This window comes from Saliterribacillus persicus, assembly GCF_003337485.1.
GTDB classification, from domain to species: Bacteria; Bacillota; Bacilli; order Bacillales; family Amphibacillaceae; genus Saliterribacillus; species Saliterribacillus persicus.
On record NZ_QPJJ01000002.1, the window covers coordinates 1 to 16,485 of the forward strand.

At 37.9% G+C, this 16,485-nt stretch carries 16 protein-coding genes; all 16 read right to left on the minus strand.

Annotated elements, in window-relative coordinates; all coding sequences use genetic code 11:
• Positions 1-119: 119 nt before the first annotated feature.
• The 16 genes from larC2 to DFR57_RS02200 all read right to left on the minus strand — a co-directional run bounded on the left by larC2 (position 120) and on the right by DFR57_RS02200 (position 16,297).
• Complete coding sequence (larC2, locus tag DFR57_RS02125; RefSeq protein ID WP_114351508.1) at positions 120-599, minus strand: nickel pincer cofactor biosynthesis protein LarC2; 480 nt, start codon at positions 597-599, stop codon at positions 120-122.
• A 66-nt stretch (positions 600-665) separates the two neighbouring features.
• Entirely contained in the window at positions 666-1,508 is an 843-nt protein-coding gene (locus DFR57_RS02130) for a sugar phosphate isomerase/epimerase family protein (RefSeq protein ID WP_114351509.1), read from the minus strand.
• 188 nt (positions 1,509-1,696) lie between these two features.
• Positions 1,697-2,479 (minus strand): 2-dehydro-3-deoxy-D-gluconate 5-dehydrogenase KduD, encoded by a 783-nt coding sequence (kduD, locus tag DFR57_RS02135; RefSeq protein ID WP_114351510.1) that lies wholly within the window; start codon positions 2,477-2,479, stop codon positions 1,697-1,699.
• Between the two features lie 14 nt (positions 2,480-2,493).
• Positions 2,494-3,324 carry a 5-dehydro-4-deoxy-D-glucuronate isomerase gene (kduI, locus tag DFR57_RS02140; protein WP_114351511.1) on the minus strand — a complete coding sequence of 277 codons (831 nt, stop codon included), beginning with the start codon at positions 3,322-3,324 and terminating at the stop codon, positions 2,494-2,496.
• Positions 3,325-3,347: 23 nt separating this feature from the next.
• Entirely contained in the window at positions 3,348-4,355 is a 1,008-nt protein-coding gene (locus tag DFR57_RS02145) for a sugar kinase (protein WP_114351512.1), read from the minus strand.
• On the minus strand, positions 4,352-4,996 hold the full coding sequence (locus DFR57_RS02150; protein ID WP_114351513.1) for a bifunctional 2-keto-4-hydroxyglutarate aldolase/2-keto-3-deoxy-6-phosphogluconate aldolase: 645 nt from the start codon (positions 4,994-4,996) through the stop codon (positions 4,352-4,354). Before DFR57_RS02150 ends, DFR57_RS02145 begins: the two co-directional genes overlap by 4 nt.
• Positions 4,997-5,010: 14 nt before the next feature.
• The gene (locus DFR57_RS02155) at positions 5,011-5,682 is read right to left on the minus strand and encodes a rhamnogalacturonan acetylesterase (RefSeq protein WP_245937376.1); all 672 of its coding nucleotides are present in this window, start codon (positions 5,680-5,682) and stop codon (positions 5,011-5,013) included.
• Between the two features lie 10 nt (positions 5,683-5,692).
• Positions 5,693-6,787: a glycoside hydrolase family 88/105 protein gene (locus DFR57_RS02160; RefSeq protein WP_114351515.1), complete on the minus strand. Its 1,095-nt coding sequence runs from the start codon at positions 6,785-6,787 to the stop codon at positions 5,693-5,695.
• Positions 6,788-6,801: 14 nt separating this feature from the next.
• A complete protein-coding gene (locus DFR57_RS02165; protein WP_114351516.1) occupies positions 6,802-8,370 on the minus strand; it encodes a glycoside hydrolase family 43 protein in 1,569 nt (522 codons plus the stop codon).
• Complete coding sequence (locus DFR57_RS02170) at positions 8,367-9,872, minus strand: glycoside hydrolase family 28 protein (RefSeq protein ID WP_114351517.1); 1,506 nt, start codon at positions 9,870-9,872, stop codon at positions 8,367-8,369. Before DFR57_RS02170 ends, DFR57_RS02165 begins: the two co-directional genes overlap by 4 nt.
• A gap of 11 nt (positions 9,873-9,883) precedes the next feature.
• Positions 9,884-10,198: a cupin domain-containing protein gene (locus tag DFR57_RS02175; protein ID WP_114351518.1), complete on the minus strand. Its 315-nt coding sequence runs from the start codon at positions 10,196-10,198 to the stop codon at positions 9,884-9,886.
• A complete protein-coding gene (locus DFR57_RS02180; protein ID WP_114351519.1) occupies positions 10,199-11,413 on the minus strand; it encodes an MFS transporter in 1,215 nt (404 codons plus the stop codon).
• A gap of 23 nt (positions 11,414-11,436) precedes the next feature.
• Entirely contained in the window at positions 11,437-12,534 is a 1,098-nt protein-coding gene (locus DFR57_RS02185) for a hypothetical protein (RefSeq protein ID WP_211315334.1), read from the minus strand.
• 24 nt (positions 12,535-12,558) lie between these two features.
• Entirely contained in the window at positions 12,559-13,443 is an 885-nt protein-coding gene (locus tag DFR57_RS02190; protein WP_211315335.1) for a carbohydrate ABC transporter permease, read from the minus strand.
• Between the two features lie 29 nt (positions 13,444-13,472).
• The gene (locus tag DFR57_RS02195; RefSeq protein WP_245937377.1) at positions 13,473-14,384 is read right to left on the minus strand and encodes an ABC transporter permease; all 912 of its coding nucleotides are present in this window, start codon (positions 14,382-14,384) and stop codon (positions 13,473-13,475) included.
• Positions 14,385-14,752: 368 nt separating this feature from the next.
• Entirely contained in the window at positions 14,753-16,297 is a 1,545-nt protein-coding gene (locus tag DFR57_RS02200; RefSeq protein WP_425450934.1) for an extracellular solute-binding protein, read from the minus strand.
• Between the last annotated feature and the right edge of the window lie 188 nt (positions 16,298-16,485).

The following is a 16,485-nucleotide window of genomic DNA, read 5'->3' on the forward strand; positions in this document are numbered from 1 at the left end:
TTTCTTTCCCCATTTACTATTTTTTCTTAATTATACACAAAAGCACCCTATAGGTAGACTTTTTTTAAAGTGTCTACTCTATAGGGTACATTTTAAATTAGACACAAGCTTTTCTATCATTATTGTTTCTCTTTTTCCACTACTTCCCACACTGCTTGATAGATATCCTTCAAGGCTATCTGATTTTTCTCAGCTAATTTTCTGCAATCCTCATATTCAGGAGAGGCTTTGATGACTTTACCATCTTGCCATCCTTCTTTTAAGGTTACTGGTCCCCATTTTGTATCAATGACTCTTGTACTACGTTCCATGCGAAACACATGTAACGGATAATAACGAAAGCCTAGCGTGGTTGTCTCTGACAATAATATTTCTTTCATGTCATCTAATTTATCTTCACTACACAATAACTGCAAAAGTACAGCAGGTCGATTTTTCTTCATATAAATCGGCGTATAATAAACATCATTGGCTCCGGCTTCAAATAATTTGTCCATTACATATCCCAGCCATTCACCAGGTGTATCATCTAAATTAACTTCTACCTTCAACATTTCACTATCTACATGTTCATAATCGGGAGGAAGCAACGTCTTCACCTCATTATCAAATTCTCACGCTTTTGTGCCATCATTTTATCACATGCGTATTTGCGTTGCACTTCCTTACACCTTTTCGTATTCCTGATGTAAATAGTCGATACTCTCTTTAATATATGGTTCTTTTGTATTCTCAAGTAAAACTTCGATTCCAGGTTTCACTTCCTTTATCCATTTAAATAATAAGTCATACCTCAGCAACCCTTTTCCAACCGGAACCATTTTGATCCAATTATCCTCTATAACAAAATCCTTTGCATGTACAATTACGATTTGGTCACCGAATAATCGGAATGCTCTTTTAAATACATCTTCTTGATTTTTATAATTTTCTAATGTCATAAAATTAGCAGGGTCAAAAATCACTTGTAAATGACTCGAATCGACTTCCTTAATGAGGCGTTTTAATTTTTCAGGCGTATGAATAGGGTGATTAATACCACCTTCTATCGCAACAACCACGCCCCATTTTTCCGCTTCCTTCACCAATTCTTTTACGCTTTTCACTACTTTTCGGAAGGCTTCCTCTGTAAAATTATCTTCTGTATAACCCATCTTTTCATTGATATTACCAGTCTCCGAGCCAACCAGTGGACAACCAAAAAGGTATGCATAACGAATGTGGGCTTTAAAATATTCTAGCAACTTTTCTCTCTCTTCCGTGTTCGGATGAATCATATTAATATAGCAGCCTAATACTGTAATATCGATATCTTTATTGTGAAATGTCTTTGCTATATGACGTGCGAATCCTGGACTAAATGTGCCCGTGTTTATATTTAAATCAGGAAATGATTTCTTTAACGCTAGTTGCATGCAGCCTAGATTATGCTGTCTAATATCTTCCGCTATATCATTCGGATCATTCTTGTTGATATCGTGTCCTCTAATTCCGAGGTTCAGCTTCATTTTTGACCTCCTATACTTTATTTTCTTGAATTAATTGGAGAATTCCGCCGTGGCTGTAAGTTATTCCGCCGTAAGTATTCGTAATTCCGCCACCCTAACAAGTAATTCCGCCACTAATCAACTTTTTCCCGCCAGACTTTTTTTAAAAACAGAAAAGACTAGCTGCTCGCTAGTCTCCTCTCTCCCTCTTACCTTGCTAACCAGCCACCATCGACAGCTAGAACGTGTCCGTTCATATAGTCAGATGCGCGACTAGATAAAAAGACTACCGTTCCCATCAAGTCACTAGGATCTGCCCAGTAACCAGCAGGAATACGGGCCAAGATTTCTGCATTTCTCTTTTCATCTGCACGAATTGGTGCGGTATTATTTGTCGCAATGTAACCTGGTGCGATAGCATTCACCTGAATACCATGATGGGCAAGTTCATTAGCAAAGGACTTGGTTAATCCCGCTACAGCATGCTTACTTGCGGTATATGGGGGAATGAATTTTCCACCTTGGAAGGAAAGCATCGATGCAATATTTATAATTTTGCCAGATCCTTGCTCTACCATCACCTTGGCGCAAGCTTGGCTCAACAAGTAAACAGCATCTAAGTTAACCGCCATCACTGAGTCCCAGTCTTCTACTTTAAATTCTAAGAGAGGATTTCGTTTAATTAATCCTGCATTGTTCACTAAAATATCTACAGAACCATAGGTTTCCACACATGTATCTACAATACCCTGGATGCTTGACCTGTCTGAAAGGTCCGCTTCATAATAAGTTGCATTCCCACCGTCATGATCGATTAACGCTTTGGTGTCGGTCCAATCAATTTCACGAGAAACCGCAAAAACATTTGCACCAACTTTTGCTAATGCGACAGCATATGCCTGCCCAAGCCCTGTATTTGCTCCAGTTACGATTGCTGTTTTTCCTTTTAGTGAAAAAAAGTCTAGTGAAAAATCTACTGCTTTTTCGTTCATTCCGTCATCCTCCTTTAGCGTAATTGATCCATTTTGACGTGATCCATGTCTGTGTACGTTATATTCTCACCACACATACCCCAAATAAAGGTATAGTTACTTGTTGCTGTACCACTATGGATTGACCAGCTTGGAGATATAACTGCTTGCTCATTTTTTAGTACAAGATGTCTTGTTTCATCTGGTTCCCCCATAAAATGAAAAGCTCTTGTACTTTCTTCCATATCAAAGTATAAATATACTTCACTTCTACGATCATGAGTATGAGCTGGCATGGTATTCCATACACTACCTGGCATCAGCATCGTTAGACCCATTTGCAATTGACAGCTTTCACACATATTTGGATGAATATATTGATGAATTTTTCGTTCGTTTAATGTTCCCGGTTTTCCTAATTCAAGCGGCTTAATATCTTTAATATCAATCTTCACGGTTGGATAGGTATGGTGTGCAGGTGCTGAATTAATGTAAAATTTAGCAGGATTACTTGCATCATTTGATCCAAATAAAACTTCTTTCGTTCCTCTGCTTACATACAATCCATCGTGACGTTTCATATCATATTTCTTTCCGTCCAATATGACGTAGCCATCATTTCCAATATTGATGATGCCTAACTCTCTTCGTTCAAGAAAGTAAGTTACTCCTAACTGTTTATCTAACGTGATCGTGAGTTCCGTTGAAGCTGGTGTAACACCTCCAAAAATCATACGATCTACGTGGGTATAAGTTAAGTTGACCTTCCCAGCTTCAAATAGCTTCTCCACTAAAAATTTCTCGCGCAATTCTGTTGTATTGTACCTTTTAATTTCCTCTGGGTGATTCGCATAACGTACTTCCATCTTGCATCCTCCTCCATTTTTGTTTATCTACTAATCTCTTGATCTAACAAGGAAAGATAGCTTTTTACCTCAAGTTCTGTAAAAGCATTACTATCGCCTTTTATCGTGTGCTTTAACACGGAACTTGCAGTCGCAAAATCTACGGTGTCTGTTAAAGGCCATTGATTCAACCATCCGTGTAAAATGGCTGCGGCATAGGCATCCCCCCCACCAATTCGATCTACTACTGGATCAATAACATAACTCTTACTTTTTACTAATTGCTGTTTATCATAAAAATACCCCTCTAACTCATGCTTATTTGATGAGTGAACCGCTCGTTTCGTTGAAGAAAGAGCACTGATATTTGGGTATTTCTCTACGATGTTTTGGTAGTATTCTTTTAGCTTATCTTCATGCTTTTCACTTTTCGATTCTTCTATATCTAAGAAATGAATGGCATCTAACTGATTACAAAAGGCAACATCTACATAGGGTAAGACCTTTTGTATCGCATCCCTTGCTTCACTCTGCGACCATAGCTTTGCGCGATAATTAAAATCAAAGCTCACTGAAATACCTTTTTCCTTCGCTTTTTGCATAGCTACTAACGTAATTTCACGAAGTTTATCGGATAAAGCTAGTGTTATCCCTGTTGTGTGAAAATGATCTACATCTAAAAAGATTTGATCCCAATCAAATATAGACTCATCTACTAAATGAAAGCTCGAATATGCTCGATCATAGGTAACATTTGCTTGACGATTTCCAATTCCCGCTTCTACATAATAGGTTCCGAGTCTCGATCCTTGTTCTCTTAAAAAATTTGTTTTTACACTATTAGCCTTTAAATATTTCCTGCAGGCACTTCCTAAACTATTAGGCGGAATTGCACTAACAAATTCGACCTCATGTCCGAAGTTTGCTAGAGAAACAGCTAGATTTGCTTCCGCTCCACCAAAATAAAAGGCAAGTTGATCTACTTGATGCAGTCGTTTTTCTGCCTCCGTCGTAAATCTTAGTAGTGGCTCTCCAAATGTAATCACCTTCATGACGATGCCTCTTTTACTTTTGCAACATATTCAGATGCTAGCTTAGTAATCTGTTTAAAGTCCCCTGTTTTTGCTGGGGCTACTAAGTTTCCACCAACACCAACCGCTACTGCACCTTGCTTGATCCAAGCATCAATATTATCGATGTTCACTCCACCTGTTGGCATCATATTAGCCTGTGGGATCGGAGCTTTTACAGCTTTTATAAAGCTCGGATCAACATTACTTCCAGGGAATATTTTTACAACATCAGCTCCAGCTTCCATCGCTTCCTTTATTTCCGTCACTGTTAAGCATCCCGGCATATAAGGTACTTGATATAAGTTACATAACGAGGCTGTTGTCAGGTCAAAGGATGGTCCAACGATAAAATTCGCGCCGGCAAAGATAGCTTCTCTTGCGGTGTATGGATCTAGAACCGTCCCTACCCCTATAACCACTTCGTCATTTCCTTTGTATAAGTTCAACAATTTTTCTACTGCAGCTTCAACGCACGGAATCGAGTAGGTTAGCTCGATGATGTTTATCCCACCGTTGATACAAGCCTCGGATATTTTTACAGCTTGGTCTACATCATCAGCTCGAATGACAGCCACTATTTTTTGTTCTTCTAACGCTGTTAACACTCTTACTTTTTTCACATTGTCACCTCAATTCAGTCAATTATTCTTTCTGCTAATGGATGTTTTAACCGTTTCAATTCTGATACAAATATTTCAGCTATTTTTTTAGCACCTTCTTCACGAAAGTGCGTATTATCTTGTTCTCCTTCAGGGTAGGCGCCGAACTCAGCTGGTTTCACCCACATAAATAATTCTTTCGATTTCTCATCACCAAGCTCCTGCAAATAAGCCATTGTCAGTCTTTCCATATCGACAAAAGGAACCCCTTCTTCGACTGCTACTTGTCTTACAGCACTCGGATAATCACCATGTGTTTCTTCAAGTAGCCCTTTTTTATCAAAGTGCCTGCGGGCAACCGATGTTAATAGAATTGGTTCTACATCTTTACTACGTGCTCGGTCAATAAAAAAGCGTAAGTTGTCTTGATAGCTTGAAAAGGCATCTGTGTGCCTTTCAACATCTTCTTTTTGGTCATTGTGTCCAAATTGAATCACAACAATATCTCCTGGGGTAAATTGTTCTTCAGCATGCTCCCAACGATTTTCATCGGTAAATGACTTGGTGCTTCTCCCTGAGGTGGCATGATTTCTAACTAATATAGAAGCATCCACATAATTAGAAAGAACTTGACCCCATCCCATTCTTGGATAGACTTCCGATTCATAATCTGACATCGTTGAATCGCCTGTTAAAAAGAGCTGCATTTCCTTCAATTTATTTCGCCTCACTCGCCAGATGCATCTGTACACTTGCTAAAATAAAAGCTCCTACTCCGTGCAGGTCATTCTCACTTGTCTCTCGGTTCACATAATAATCGTAGGTTCCAATTGAGGTTCCAATACAAATATCATGTAATTCCACTTTATTTTCATTGGTTGTTTTTACCTTATGATTGATAAGTCCTTGATAAGCTTTTTCTGCATATTTCAAATAACTAGAATCGAGGTAGCCCATATTAACAGCCTTTGCGATTGAATACGTAAAAAGACAAGAACAGGAAGCTTCTAACCAGTTATCTGCTTGATCACCTTTATCGACTACCTGGTACCATAGACCAGTTTCTTCATCTTGATACCTAATAAGAGCTTCCATTAACTCTACTACTACACCCTTTAATTCCTCTCTTTTCGGATGATTTTCAACCAACATCTCGATGAAGTTAGTTGTTACCATGCTGTACCAGCCTAGAGCTCTTCCCCAAACTTCTGGAGCATGGCCCTTTTCGGTTGCCCATGGTGCATTTTTGCTTTCATCGTAGCCATGATAATATAAACCATTTTCTTTTCTTGTATGCTCACGCATCAATTTTTCTTGCTCCAACACTAGCTCTGTTAATTCAGGCTCATCAAATAATTGTCCATACCGGATGGTAAATGGACCTGCCATGTATAATCCATCTAACCACATTTGATAAGGATATTTATCCTTATGCCAATAGCCGCCTTCTTTTGTCTTATTAAGGGTGCGAAGTAAATTTCGCAACTTTGCTGCAGCTATTTGGTACTTATCTTCCTTTGTCTCTTCATACAACGGAAGCAATAATAATCCGGGTTGAATCGCATCTAGCTCACTTCTCGCAAAGTAAAAATTTCCTTCTTCATCCACAAGCTTATCAACGTATTCTTTAAAATAATCAAAATACTTTTTTTCGTTCGTTTGCTTCCAAACATCTAGCATGCCGCATAAAAATACCCCTTGATGATAGTGCCATCTGTCTTTTGGTGGTAATTTTACTGGTTCATATTGATCCATCAGTGTTTCACATGCACTGATCGCCCAATCTAGTGCTGATTTTCCGTTATAGGTCATCTATTTCCCCTCCATCACTCGTTAATTCCGTGATATTCAAACCAATCAAAATCTGCATAATTCTTGCTTTTTTCTCCGTTAGCAGAAGCATATAATCCTAGATAAGCACCAATAAACCCTCCAGCTACATCTGTACTTAAAATGGTCCCGTCGATATTCTCGGCTAATATTTCCCACTTGTTATAGGTGGTAGCATAAGAAAACGTATAGGATTGCCCAATTGCTTCTACCTTTAGATACAATGTATCTACATCAGTTGCCACTTTCCCTTTGGTTTCGTCCTTCCCATCTTCCCGGCTTACAAGACATAGGAAATTACCTGCGTCATTTTTTCTGTATTCCATTCTAAATTGATAATTATGATTCTGCAGAAGAACTAACCCAGCTGATTCATTATTTGTTTGGGCCTTAAACTCCATTTTTGTTACCGCAATAAAGCTTTTATGCTGCTGTCTTCTTGCCACAAAAGAAGGGTTTTCCTCTTCTAAAATACTCTCTTTTTTTAGCTTTAAACGTAAGTAACCCGGTCTTTCTGACAATGACCAAAAGTCACCTCGAGGAGTGCGTAAAAAATTCCATTGATCGTCTAACTTTTTCGATTCAAAAGGATCCATATAGGACTTTTCTGGCCATTTATGTTCTTTTAAATTAGGAAATGCCATTTCTTCTTCGATCATCCCTTTACCAGGGTTCACAACCGGCCAACCATCTTCCCAAGTAAATGGTACAAGGAAGGACTCTCTTCCTAAATTTCTGTAGTATCCTCCGTAAGGTCTTGATGCTAAGCAAACCATCCACCAATCACCAGCCGATGTTTCCACAATATCTGCATGACCGACATTAACAATCGGATGATCATTCCCAAGATGACGATGCGTTAAGATTGGATTGGTTTCCGTCATTTCATAAGGTCCTGTCACCTTTTTACTTCTAGCAATCGTAACGGCATGCGTATGCCCTGTTCCACCTTCTGCAATAATTAAGTAATACCAGCCATTTATTTTGTAAAGATGCGGCGCTTCTTGTGCATGCGCATTCTTAAGTGCACCATCCCACAGACTATACTTATCACCAACTAGTTGCTTCTTCTTTAAATCTAATTCCTGTAACCATATTTCATTATGTTTTTTATACTTCGGTCCTTCTGGCGGTTTTCTATTTCCGGTATAATAAACCTTTCCATCATCATCAAAAAGAAGGGATGGATCAATTCCTGGAGCATCCTCCAACCAATTTGGATCAGACCAAGGGCCACTTGGATCTGTTGCTGTAACATAAAAATTCCGTCTTGCTCCTGTCTGACTAACTACAAAGGTTGTAATCATGTAAAAAATTCCGTCATGGTAACGAATAGTTGGTGCATATATCCCTCTGGAATTTGGTGTTTGATCAAGATTGAGTTGCTCTGGTCGGTCTAATACATGACCAATCTGTCTCCAATTGACAAGATCCTTACTATGAAAGATTGGTACTCCAGGGAAATACTCAAAACTGGATGTTACTAAATAATAATCCTCCCCCACCCTACAAATAGATGGGTCTGGATAAAAGCCGGGGAGAATAGGGTTTTTAAAAGTTTTCATGCACGCTCACCTTCTTTAAGATAGGAATTTTTTTCGGTTTCATATTGTCTCCCTTCGATATAGAGACTTTTTACCGCTTCCGCATCAACTACATGCGCATCTTTTTGCTTGTTTTTAAGCTCGAATTGCTCAAGTGCGATATCCTTACTTTCTTTTAAAATAAGGGCAGGGCCTATTCGCGTTTGGATTTGAACGTCATGAAGTCTGAGGTCCTCTACATATTTAGCAAATATCCCTTCGCCTTCCATATATATTTCTTCTCTAACCATATCTGGTTCCCCGCCATCAACTTTTGCCCCGTTCATTTCGAAGCTACTGTGGCTAATACGAACTTCTTTAATAGGCATCTCAGGTAAACCATAAATAAACCCAGCAGCTGCCCGACAATTTTTTGCAATCACTTGAGTAAGATAAATATTTTCTACCACCGGAGTCTTTTCTGTTACAGGAATGGCTTTCGCATCCAACAACTCTGGATTACTCTTACTTACCCCATGACGATAAAAGGAATTAATTGCTAACGGGCATAGCACATTTTCCATATAAATATTAGACACTAACAGATTACGAATATAGCTGCCGCGTTCTCGATTCGTTTTGATCCGAATTCCTCGGTCCGTCCCATCAAACACACAATTAGAAACGGTAATGTTTTCAATCCCACCAGAACTCTCGCTTCCAAGCACTACACCACCATGGCCATGCTGCATCGTACAATTGGTAACCACGATATTTTTTGTCGGTACGTTGTATCTGCGCCCATCCTCATTAATTCCTGATTTTAAAACAACACAATCGTCGCCTACGTCAAAGTGGCAATCAGAGATTCTTACATTCTCACAGGAATCGATGTCGAGTCCGTCTCCATTCGGCGTATTGGAAGGATTTAAAAATGTAACGTTGTGAATGGATACGTCTTGGCAGAAAACCAAATGTGTATTCCAAAATGGAGAGTTTTTGACCGTAACTCCTGAGATTGTCACGTGTTTTGCATGATAGAATTGCACAAGAGGAGGTCGTAAGAATTGAGATGGCCATTCTACTAGATTCGTATCGGCGGGTTCTGTGAAATTTCTGTTAGCTTCTCTAATTACTTCCGTTTTATTTGAGGAGTAGGATTTTCCTTCCCTTAAAGCACGATTAATTTTCCACCAGCTCATCCCTTGACCGTCGATCACCCCTTCTCCTGTAATAGAAGTGTTTTCCACATGGTCAGCAAAAATAAGTGGCATAAAAGCATGACATACATAACCGGACCAGCGCGTTTTCACCACTGGATACTTTTCAAAATCATCTGTAAATAAAAGGATCGCGCCTTTTTCCAGGTGTAACGTTAGATTACTTTTTAACGCGATTGGTCCTGTAAGAAACCTACCAGACGGAACAAAAACCGTTCCACCACCCTCATTTTCACAGGCGTCTATTGCGGTTTGAATAGCATCTGTACTGTCTATAGCTATATCTGATTTTGCACCGTAGCTTGTAATATTATGAAATACCATTCTGTTGCCTCCTAGCTTAATAAATCCTCTCGCAGAGGTGTGAAAACATCTAGTAATTTACTTTCCTCAAGTGCTGTTACGCCGTGTTCTTTATTAGACGGAATATGTACAGATTCACCTTCAGCCAGTACTACTTCTTCACCAGCAATTTCAAACCTTAGTTTTCCTTTTAAGCAATAGGTTAATTGTTCATGAGGATGTGCGTGTTTGGATCCTTTTGCACCTTTTTCAAATACCACTTCCATCATCATGACCTTTTCTCCCGGTGAATGAATCTTTCTTTTTACTCCTTCTTCCGCTTGTTCCCACTCATTTATGTTACCCATTTATTTTCCTCCTTCTTGACTTTTTATCAAAAACGGTAGTGCCAATTGAATTCCCATTGCGCCTAATATGACATAGCTGGCTGTGGAGGAATCAATTCCATTTGAAAAAATCATAAATAATATAATGCCTAGTCCTCTACCAATATTAATGATTGTTTCCCGTAAGACGACTGACTCCACACGAAACTCAGACTGAAGCGGAAGTCTATTAATCCATTCAAAATAATAAGCTGCATAACCATTTGCCTGAAGCGGCTTAAAAATGTTTTGAACGCACATAAATACAATCACGCTCCAAATTGCAATTTCAATCGTCAAGAATGAAGCTGCTATAACGAGGCCACAACCTGCAATCCACATATATAACTTGGTATGAGATATATCTGCAAATCTAGAAATAATATAGCTAGATAAAATAGAAATCGATAGGAAAAATGCATTCAAATAACCAACTACATCTTCACTTTCAAAAATGCTATATATCAATATAGCTGGAATGTACATGAGAATGCCTTGAGGAAAACCAATTACAAACCATCCAATCAATGCTTTTTTGAAATCAGGATGCTTCTTTAAAATCTGGCCTAAATACTTCATGTAATAGTTTCTATGTCTTATCGATTCTTTTTTCATTCTGAAACTACCCACTGTTGCCACAAAAAACATGATAAAGGCTACTAAAAAGACAATCATATAGCCCGTTAACCCTACAAATTGGCCAATGATGAACCCCGCAAGGGCCGGTGCTACTAGATTAGAGGAACCCATTACAATTTGATTCCAGCCTAAGTATCTGTGCCTGTTTTCATCAGAAGACACTTCATGCACAATGGTAAAATACGCCACCCAATATAAGCCTTGTGCGACACCTCGTAATAAAGCAAATAAATAAAAAAAGGTAACTATATTTTCCTGCACGATAATGATGAGCAAGTAAAAAAGAGCAGTCATGAAAATTCCATATCGATAGATCAACGTTCTACCTTTTTTCTTTGAGACTTTTCCAATAAAAAAAGTAGTAAAGGCTTGCGCTAAAATAGCAATTAAATTATAAAGGCCATTAACCCATAAACTATTGGTCAACCGCCACAAATACAAATTCACAAAAATGATCGATAGCGCTCCACCGAATTGAAAAATGGCATGGTTGATTAATATATTAATAGCATGCGAGGATAATTGTTTCTTTTTATCTAGTTTTAAAGTCAGACGCAAGATGTACACTTCTTTCTATAGAGTTAACTGGTCTGGTAAAGAGAATCGCAATCAATAACAGGGAAAACATCCTTCTTATAAAATTTATATAATTGCAGCCTTATTAAGGTGGCTTGCGTTGTAGCGTTCATATCCCCTTCTACTTTCCCTAAGCTTAATGGCACTGCTTCTGGCATATTTGGATAATATTCATTCGCTTTAATTTGTGCGACGTTCGGTGCTTTCGGGGAGTGTTTAAGCTCTCTTGAAAAAGCCCCATCACTCCGTTTAAGCTTTTTCATATTTTTAATAGTAATTTCTGCAATTTCATTTAACTCCTCATTAGTCATGTTTACTTCTAAATAGGCTAGTAGATCGATTGGGTTTCTGATATAACACATATCAACTGCCTTTTCAGTCCGCAGGCAAGTCATAATACTTTGATAAATCTTTTCTTGATTTGGCATAGGTAAGTCAAACCGCTTGTAAAAGGTGTGAAGTTTAAACGTTCCAGATATTTTTACGTACAGAGAACCCTCCCCCCATAATCCAGTTTGTGGGTCTTGGATTTCTTCTAAAAAATGAGCCATCGCATCAACGCACGCATTTCTTTTCTTCTCATCCATTTGTCCAATATAAACAGTGGAAGAGGCTAGTAAATCACAGCCTCTCCAACTATTCCTTAAATCAATACTTTCCCATTTTTTCCGGTATGCCGTGATTGACTCTGTGTAGCTTGGTGCTTCATTTTTTGCCACAGGTTGCTCGTAGAGTGGCACACTTCCAAGTCTACGTAGTGAATTTATAGAATAACCCAAAGCCCGGTGCACCATTACTTCATCTTTTCGCATTGCAGGATGTTCATCAAAAAAGTAACCAGTTTTGGGATCTTGTTTATGCTGAAAAAAGGAGATCATCTTATTCTTAATATCCTTTGGAATATTTAAAAGGCAATCGTTTCTGATTAAAATATTCAGTGCCTGTGCTGTTGATTCAATATCGGGCTGGAAAAGTCCACTCGATTTTGAACTTGCAGCATAGAAATAACCTCCAGACGTTGGATCATATTGACGACGCATCCACTCTGTTAAACCGCTAAACAGTTGATCTAAGTCCTTTAAAATAGCTGTATCTTTTTCCATGCATCCATCCGTCCTCTCTCTTGCTTAACCTTTTACAGAACCAAGTAATGCACCTTTAGCGAAGTACTTCTGTAAGAATGGATATACAAGTAATACAGGAACCGTAGCCACCACAATTGTTGCCATTTTAACGGTTACCTCTGGTGGTGGAACATCTGTATATGACGCTCCGTCATAGTTAATACCACTTGCTAATACCACAATTTGTCTTAATAGTACCTGTACAGGCCATTTATCAGCATCTGCTAGATAAAGAATGGCGTGCATATAAGTATTCCAATAAGTTACCGCGTAGAATAAAGAAATCGTTGCGATAGCAGGAAGTGATATCGGTATGACAATTCGAAATAGTATACTGAAATCATTTGCTCCATCAATTTTCGCTGACTCTTCTAATCCTGCTGGTATATTCATAAAGAAGCTTCGTAAAATAATCATGTTAAACGCATTAATCGTCACCGGAATAACAAGTGCCCACAATGAATTTAATAAGCCTGTTTGTTGTACAACTAAGAATGTTGGAATCATCCCACCATTAAAAAGTAAGGTAAATACAATCATAAAGTTAATCGCCCGGCGTCCTACAAGATCTCTTCTAGAAAGACCGTATGCAGTTAAAGTAGAGAACAGCATACTCCAAAGCGTTCCTCCAAGTGTCACCACAATGGAGACAAACAGTGCCCTAAAAATGGTATCTGTTGAAAAAATATAACGATACGCACTTAAAGAGAATTCAGTAGGAAAAATTAAAAATTTAGTGTTAGCAATCTCAGCACTCGTCGCAAAAGAGCTTCCTAACACGTGAATGAAGGGCAGAATGGTTATAATGCCCAGTAACCCTAACAAGAGATAGTTAAAAAAATCAAAAACTCTACTTCCAGTGGAAATTCTTTGTTTTTCTTTTGCCACTTTTTTCACCTCTTTTTTATATCAAATAATTAGTATATTCCTTCTTCGTTAAATCGTTTAGCTAACCAGTTTGCAAAGACAACCATCAGTAACCCAACGCCACCTTTAAAGAAACCAACTGCCGTACTATAACTAAATTGACCCTGCTGGAGACCTGCAACATAAACGTACGTATCGAAAATTTCCGCTACATTTCTATTAGAAGAATTCAGTAGCAAGTAAACGTGTTCAAAACCTAGCTCTAAAACGTCACCAATTTTTAGAATTAACAATACGATAATAACGTTACGAATAGCTGGTATCGTAATGTGCCACATTTGACGGAAGCGATTTGCTCCATCCATTCGTGCTGCTTCATACAGCTGAGGATCTACCGCTGTAATTGCTGCTAGGAAGATAATCGTTCCCCAACCAGCTTCTCGCCAAATAACCTGCAAGATATACATTGGCCTAAACCATTCATCATTCATTAAAAAGTTTATCTTTCCTAAACCTATGGAATCTAAAATTTCATTGATAATTCCACCATCTAACGTAAGTAACACGTAACTAATCGAGACAATAACTACCCAAGACATAAAATGCGGAATATAAATCAGTGTTTGCACTCCACGCTTGAAAAATCCGTGTCTAACCTCATTTAACATTAAAGAAATAATAATCGGAATTGGGAAAAACACAAATACCTGTAACCCGAACAAGATTAAGGTGTTTTTAAAAATCATCCAAAATTCAGCGCTAGCGAATAATCTCTCAAAATGCTCTAACCCTACCCATTCACTTTCCCTAATTCCTTTATACGGCTTGTAATCTTGAAATGAGATGATTAACCCATACATTGGTAAATACTTGTAAATAAGAAAATAAATTAACCCTGGTAAAATCATTAGGTAAATTAATTTATTACGTTTGATTTTCTTCCAGGTATCCGCTCTTTTCATTCGTTTTATTTCTCTTGCTTCACTGAGCGGTGTTTTCACTTTAGCATTCGTTGTGGTTTCCATAAGCAGTATCCTTTCTCTTTAAATAGTAATCAAATCTTATCTTCTTAAAATATTTAGATTTCTCTGGATGATTATTTAATCAAAATGAGGTTACGCCAATCGTATGTTAGATATGGTGTAACGTAAATAATCATTATCTTACGAGTTACCACTATCACTACTTTTTAAGCGCTATCATAGAGTTGTTTGTTTTTTGATTGCAACTCACATAACATAATGATCATCTCCGTTATTCAAATGAGATAGTGCGGGCTCTTAAAACTTATCTTAAGAGCCCTATCCCTACTATTTTCTATACCAACTCATCATTCAGCTGCATTGTACTCTTCGATAATTGCATCTCCACCTTGAGATTTCCAATTATCAATCGCATCTTGGAATCCTGCTTCATCCGTTTGACCTAAAATATATTGATATGTGGCATCAACAATTATTTGTTTTAGACGTGAACCGTCTTGCACAAAAGTCTCAGAATAAAGTGGTACAGTTGGATCTTCGATTAAATAGTTTTCATTATCTTTGAATAATTTTTCTGATTTTGCTTTAGGTGCATATTCGAAGAAACCTTCATAACGACCATTTGTTTCTGGCTCGCCAACTTCAATTGCTTGATATGGTTTCACTTCACGGTCGAATATTGCTTGGTCATCCGTTGTTTTTGCTGCACCATCTATTACTTCATAATGTTCTCCTTCAATTCCCCAATAAGCCATATTAGCCACTTCTGGTGTCATCATTTGATCAAAGAATCCAAGGATCTTCTTTAAATCTTCTTCTGTTTCAACAGAGCTTTTCGGAAACATCACTAAGTTACCGTACCCAGGAATTGCCCAAACACCGAATTCTCCATCCGGACCTTCAACATAGTTGTGTACATCAAATTCAACATCCGGGTTAATTGCTTCTGCGTCATTATATAGACTTATTACGTCACCCATAGAACCTACATAAATACCCGCTGTTCCATTTTTAATGAATTCTTGTTGGTCCACTTTACTTGTAACCGGAAAGTCTTGGTTAATATATCCTTTTTCATGCATTTCTTTAAAGAAATCCATTGTGTCTTTATATTCATCAAACATAAATTCTGGTAATAACTTTCCGTCTTTTTCGCCCCATTCATTTGGAGTACCAAACCAAGAGGATACAGTTTTAAAAGCACCATATACAAGGTCACTTCTATCCGTTAAACCAAATGTATCATCTTTTCCATTTCCATCTGGATCATCTTCTGTAAAGGCTCTAGCCATTTCCATGAATTCATCCGTAGTAGTAGGAGCTTCTAAACCTAAATTGTCAGCCCAGTCTTTTCGATAAATGAGTCCTTGACGTGATAAAGGTCGTCCTTGATAAATCGTATACAAATCTCCATCCACTCTCGTATTATCAAGCACATTTTCCTTTAATTTAGATAAATTCTCAAATTCATCTAAATAAGAACCAATTTCCCAAAACTGATCATCTTGGATAGCATCACGAAATTGAATAAATGTAGTTTGGTTCTTTAGAAAAACTGCATCTGGTAAAGAGCTTGTTGCAAATGCCGTATTCAATCTGTCTTCATAGTTATTGTCCGGCACCCATTGAATTTCAACATCTGTGTTTGTTGCTGCTTCAATCTCTTCTAAAACTTTTTCATCTGGCACCTCAGGTGTATGAAGGTTTGCCATTAAAGAAAAGGCAAAAGGTTCAGAATCTCCATCTCCATCACTCTCTTCTGATCCATCATCTGATGAACCTTCGGCATTATTCTCCTCATTCTCTGAAGCGCTCTCGCTATTACACGCAGTAACAAAGATAAGTACAAATAATACCAGCATTAACCCCATTAACTTTTTCCAATTACTCAAAACTACCAACCTCCAAAAGTGTATGATTTTTGTTTCGTACCGATTTGTATTTGCGGTACAACTTCATATTATTTAAATAGTAGATGGATGTATATAATCACTTTTTCATTATTATTGTAAACGCTTACTCTTGCATGTGGAAATTTTGTGAATATTTATTAAAATAATCATTACATTTTAGTATTAAA

Bases quoted from the DNA above. Each gene is read 5' to 3' on its own strand.
- DFR57_RS02130 (WP_114351509.1), bottom strand. From the start codon at position 1,508: ATGAAGCTGAACCTCGGAATTAGAGGACACGATATCAACAAGAATGAT.
- kduD (WP_114351510.1), bottom strand. From the start codon at position 2,479: ATGAACGAAAAAGCAGTAGATTTTTCACTAGACTTTTTTTCACTAAAA.
- kduI (WP_114351511.1), bottom strand. From the start codon at position 3,324: ATGGAAGTACGTTATGCGAATCACCCAGAGGAAATTAAAAGGTACAAT.
- DFR57_RS02145 (WP_114351512.1), bottom strand. From the start codon at position 4,355: ATGAAGGTGATTACATTTGGAGAGCCACTACTAAGATTTACGACGGAG.
- DFR57_RS02155 (WP_245937376.1), bottom strand. From the start codon at position 5,682: ATGCAGCTCTTTTTAACAGGCGATTCAACGATGTCAGATTATGAATCG.
- DFR57_RS02160 (WP_114351515.1), bottom strand. From the start codon at position 6,787: ATGACCTATAACGGAAAATCAGCACTAGATTGGGCGATCAGTGCATGT.
- DFR57_RS02165 (WP_114351516.1), bottom strand. From the start codon at position 8,370: ATGAAAACTTTTAAAAACCCTATTCTCCCCGGCTTTTATCCAGACCCA.
- DFR57_RS02170 (WP_114351517.1), bottom strand. From the start codon at position 9,872: ATGGTATTTCATAATATTACAAGCTACGGTGCAAAATCAGATATAGCT.
- DFR57_RS02175 (WP_114351518.1), bottom strand. From the start codon at position 10,198: ATGGGTAACATAAATGAGTGGGAACAAGCGGAAGAAGGAGTAAAAAGA.
- DFR57_RS02185 (WP_211315334.1), bottom strand. From the start codon at position 12,534: ATGGAAAAAGATACAGCTATTTTAAAGGACTTAGATCAACTGTTTAGC.
- DFR57_RS02195 (WP_245937377.1), bottom strand. From the start codon at position 14,384: ATGAAAAGAGCGGATACCTGGAAGAAAATCAAACGTAATAAATTAATT.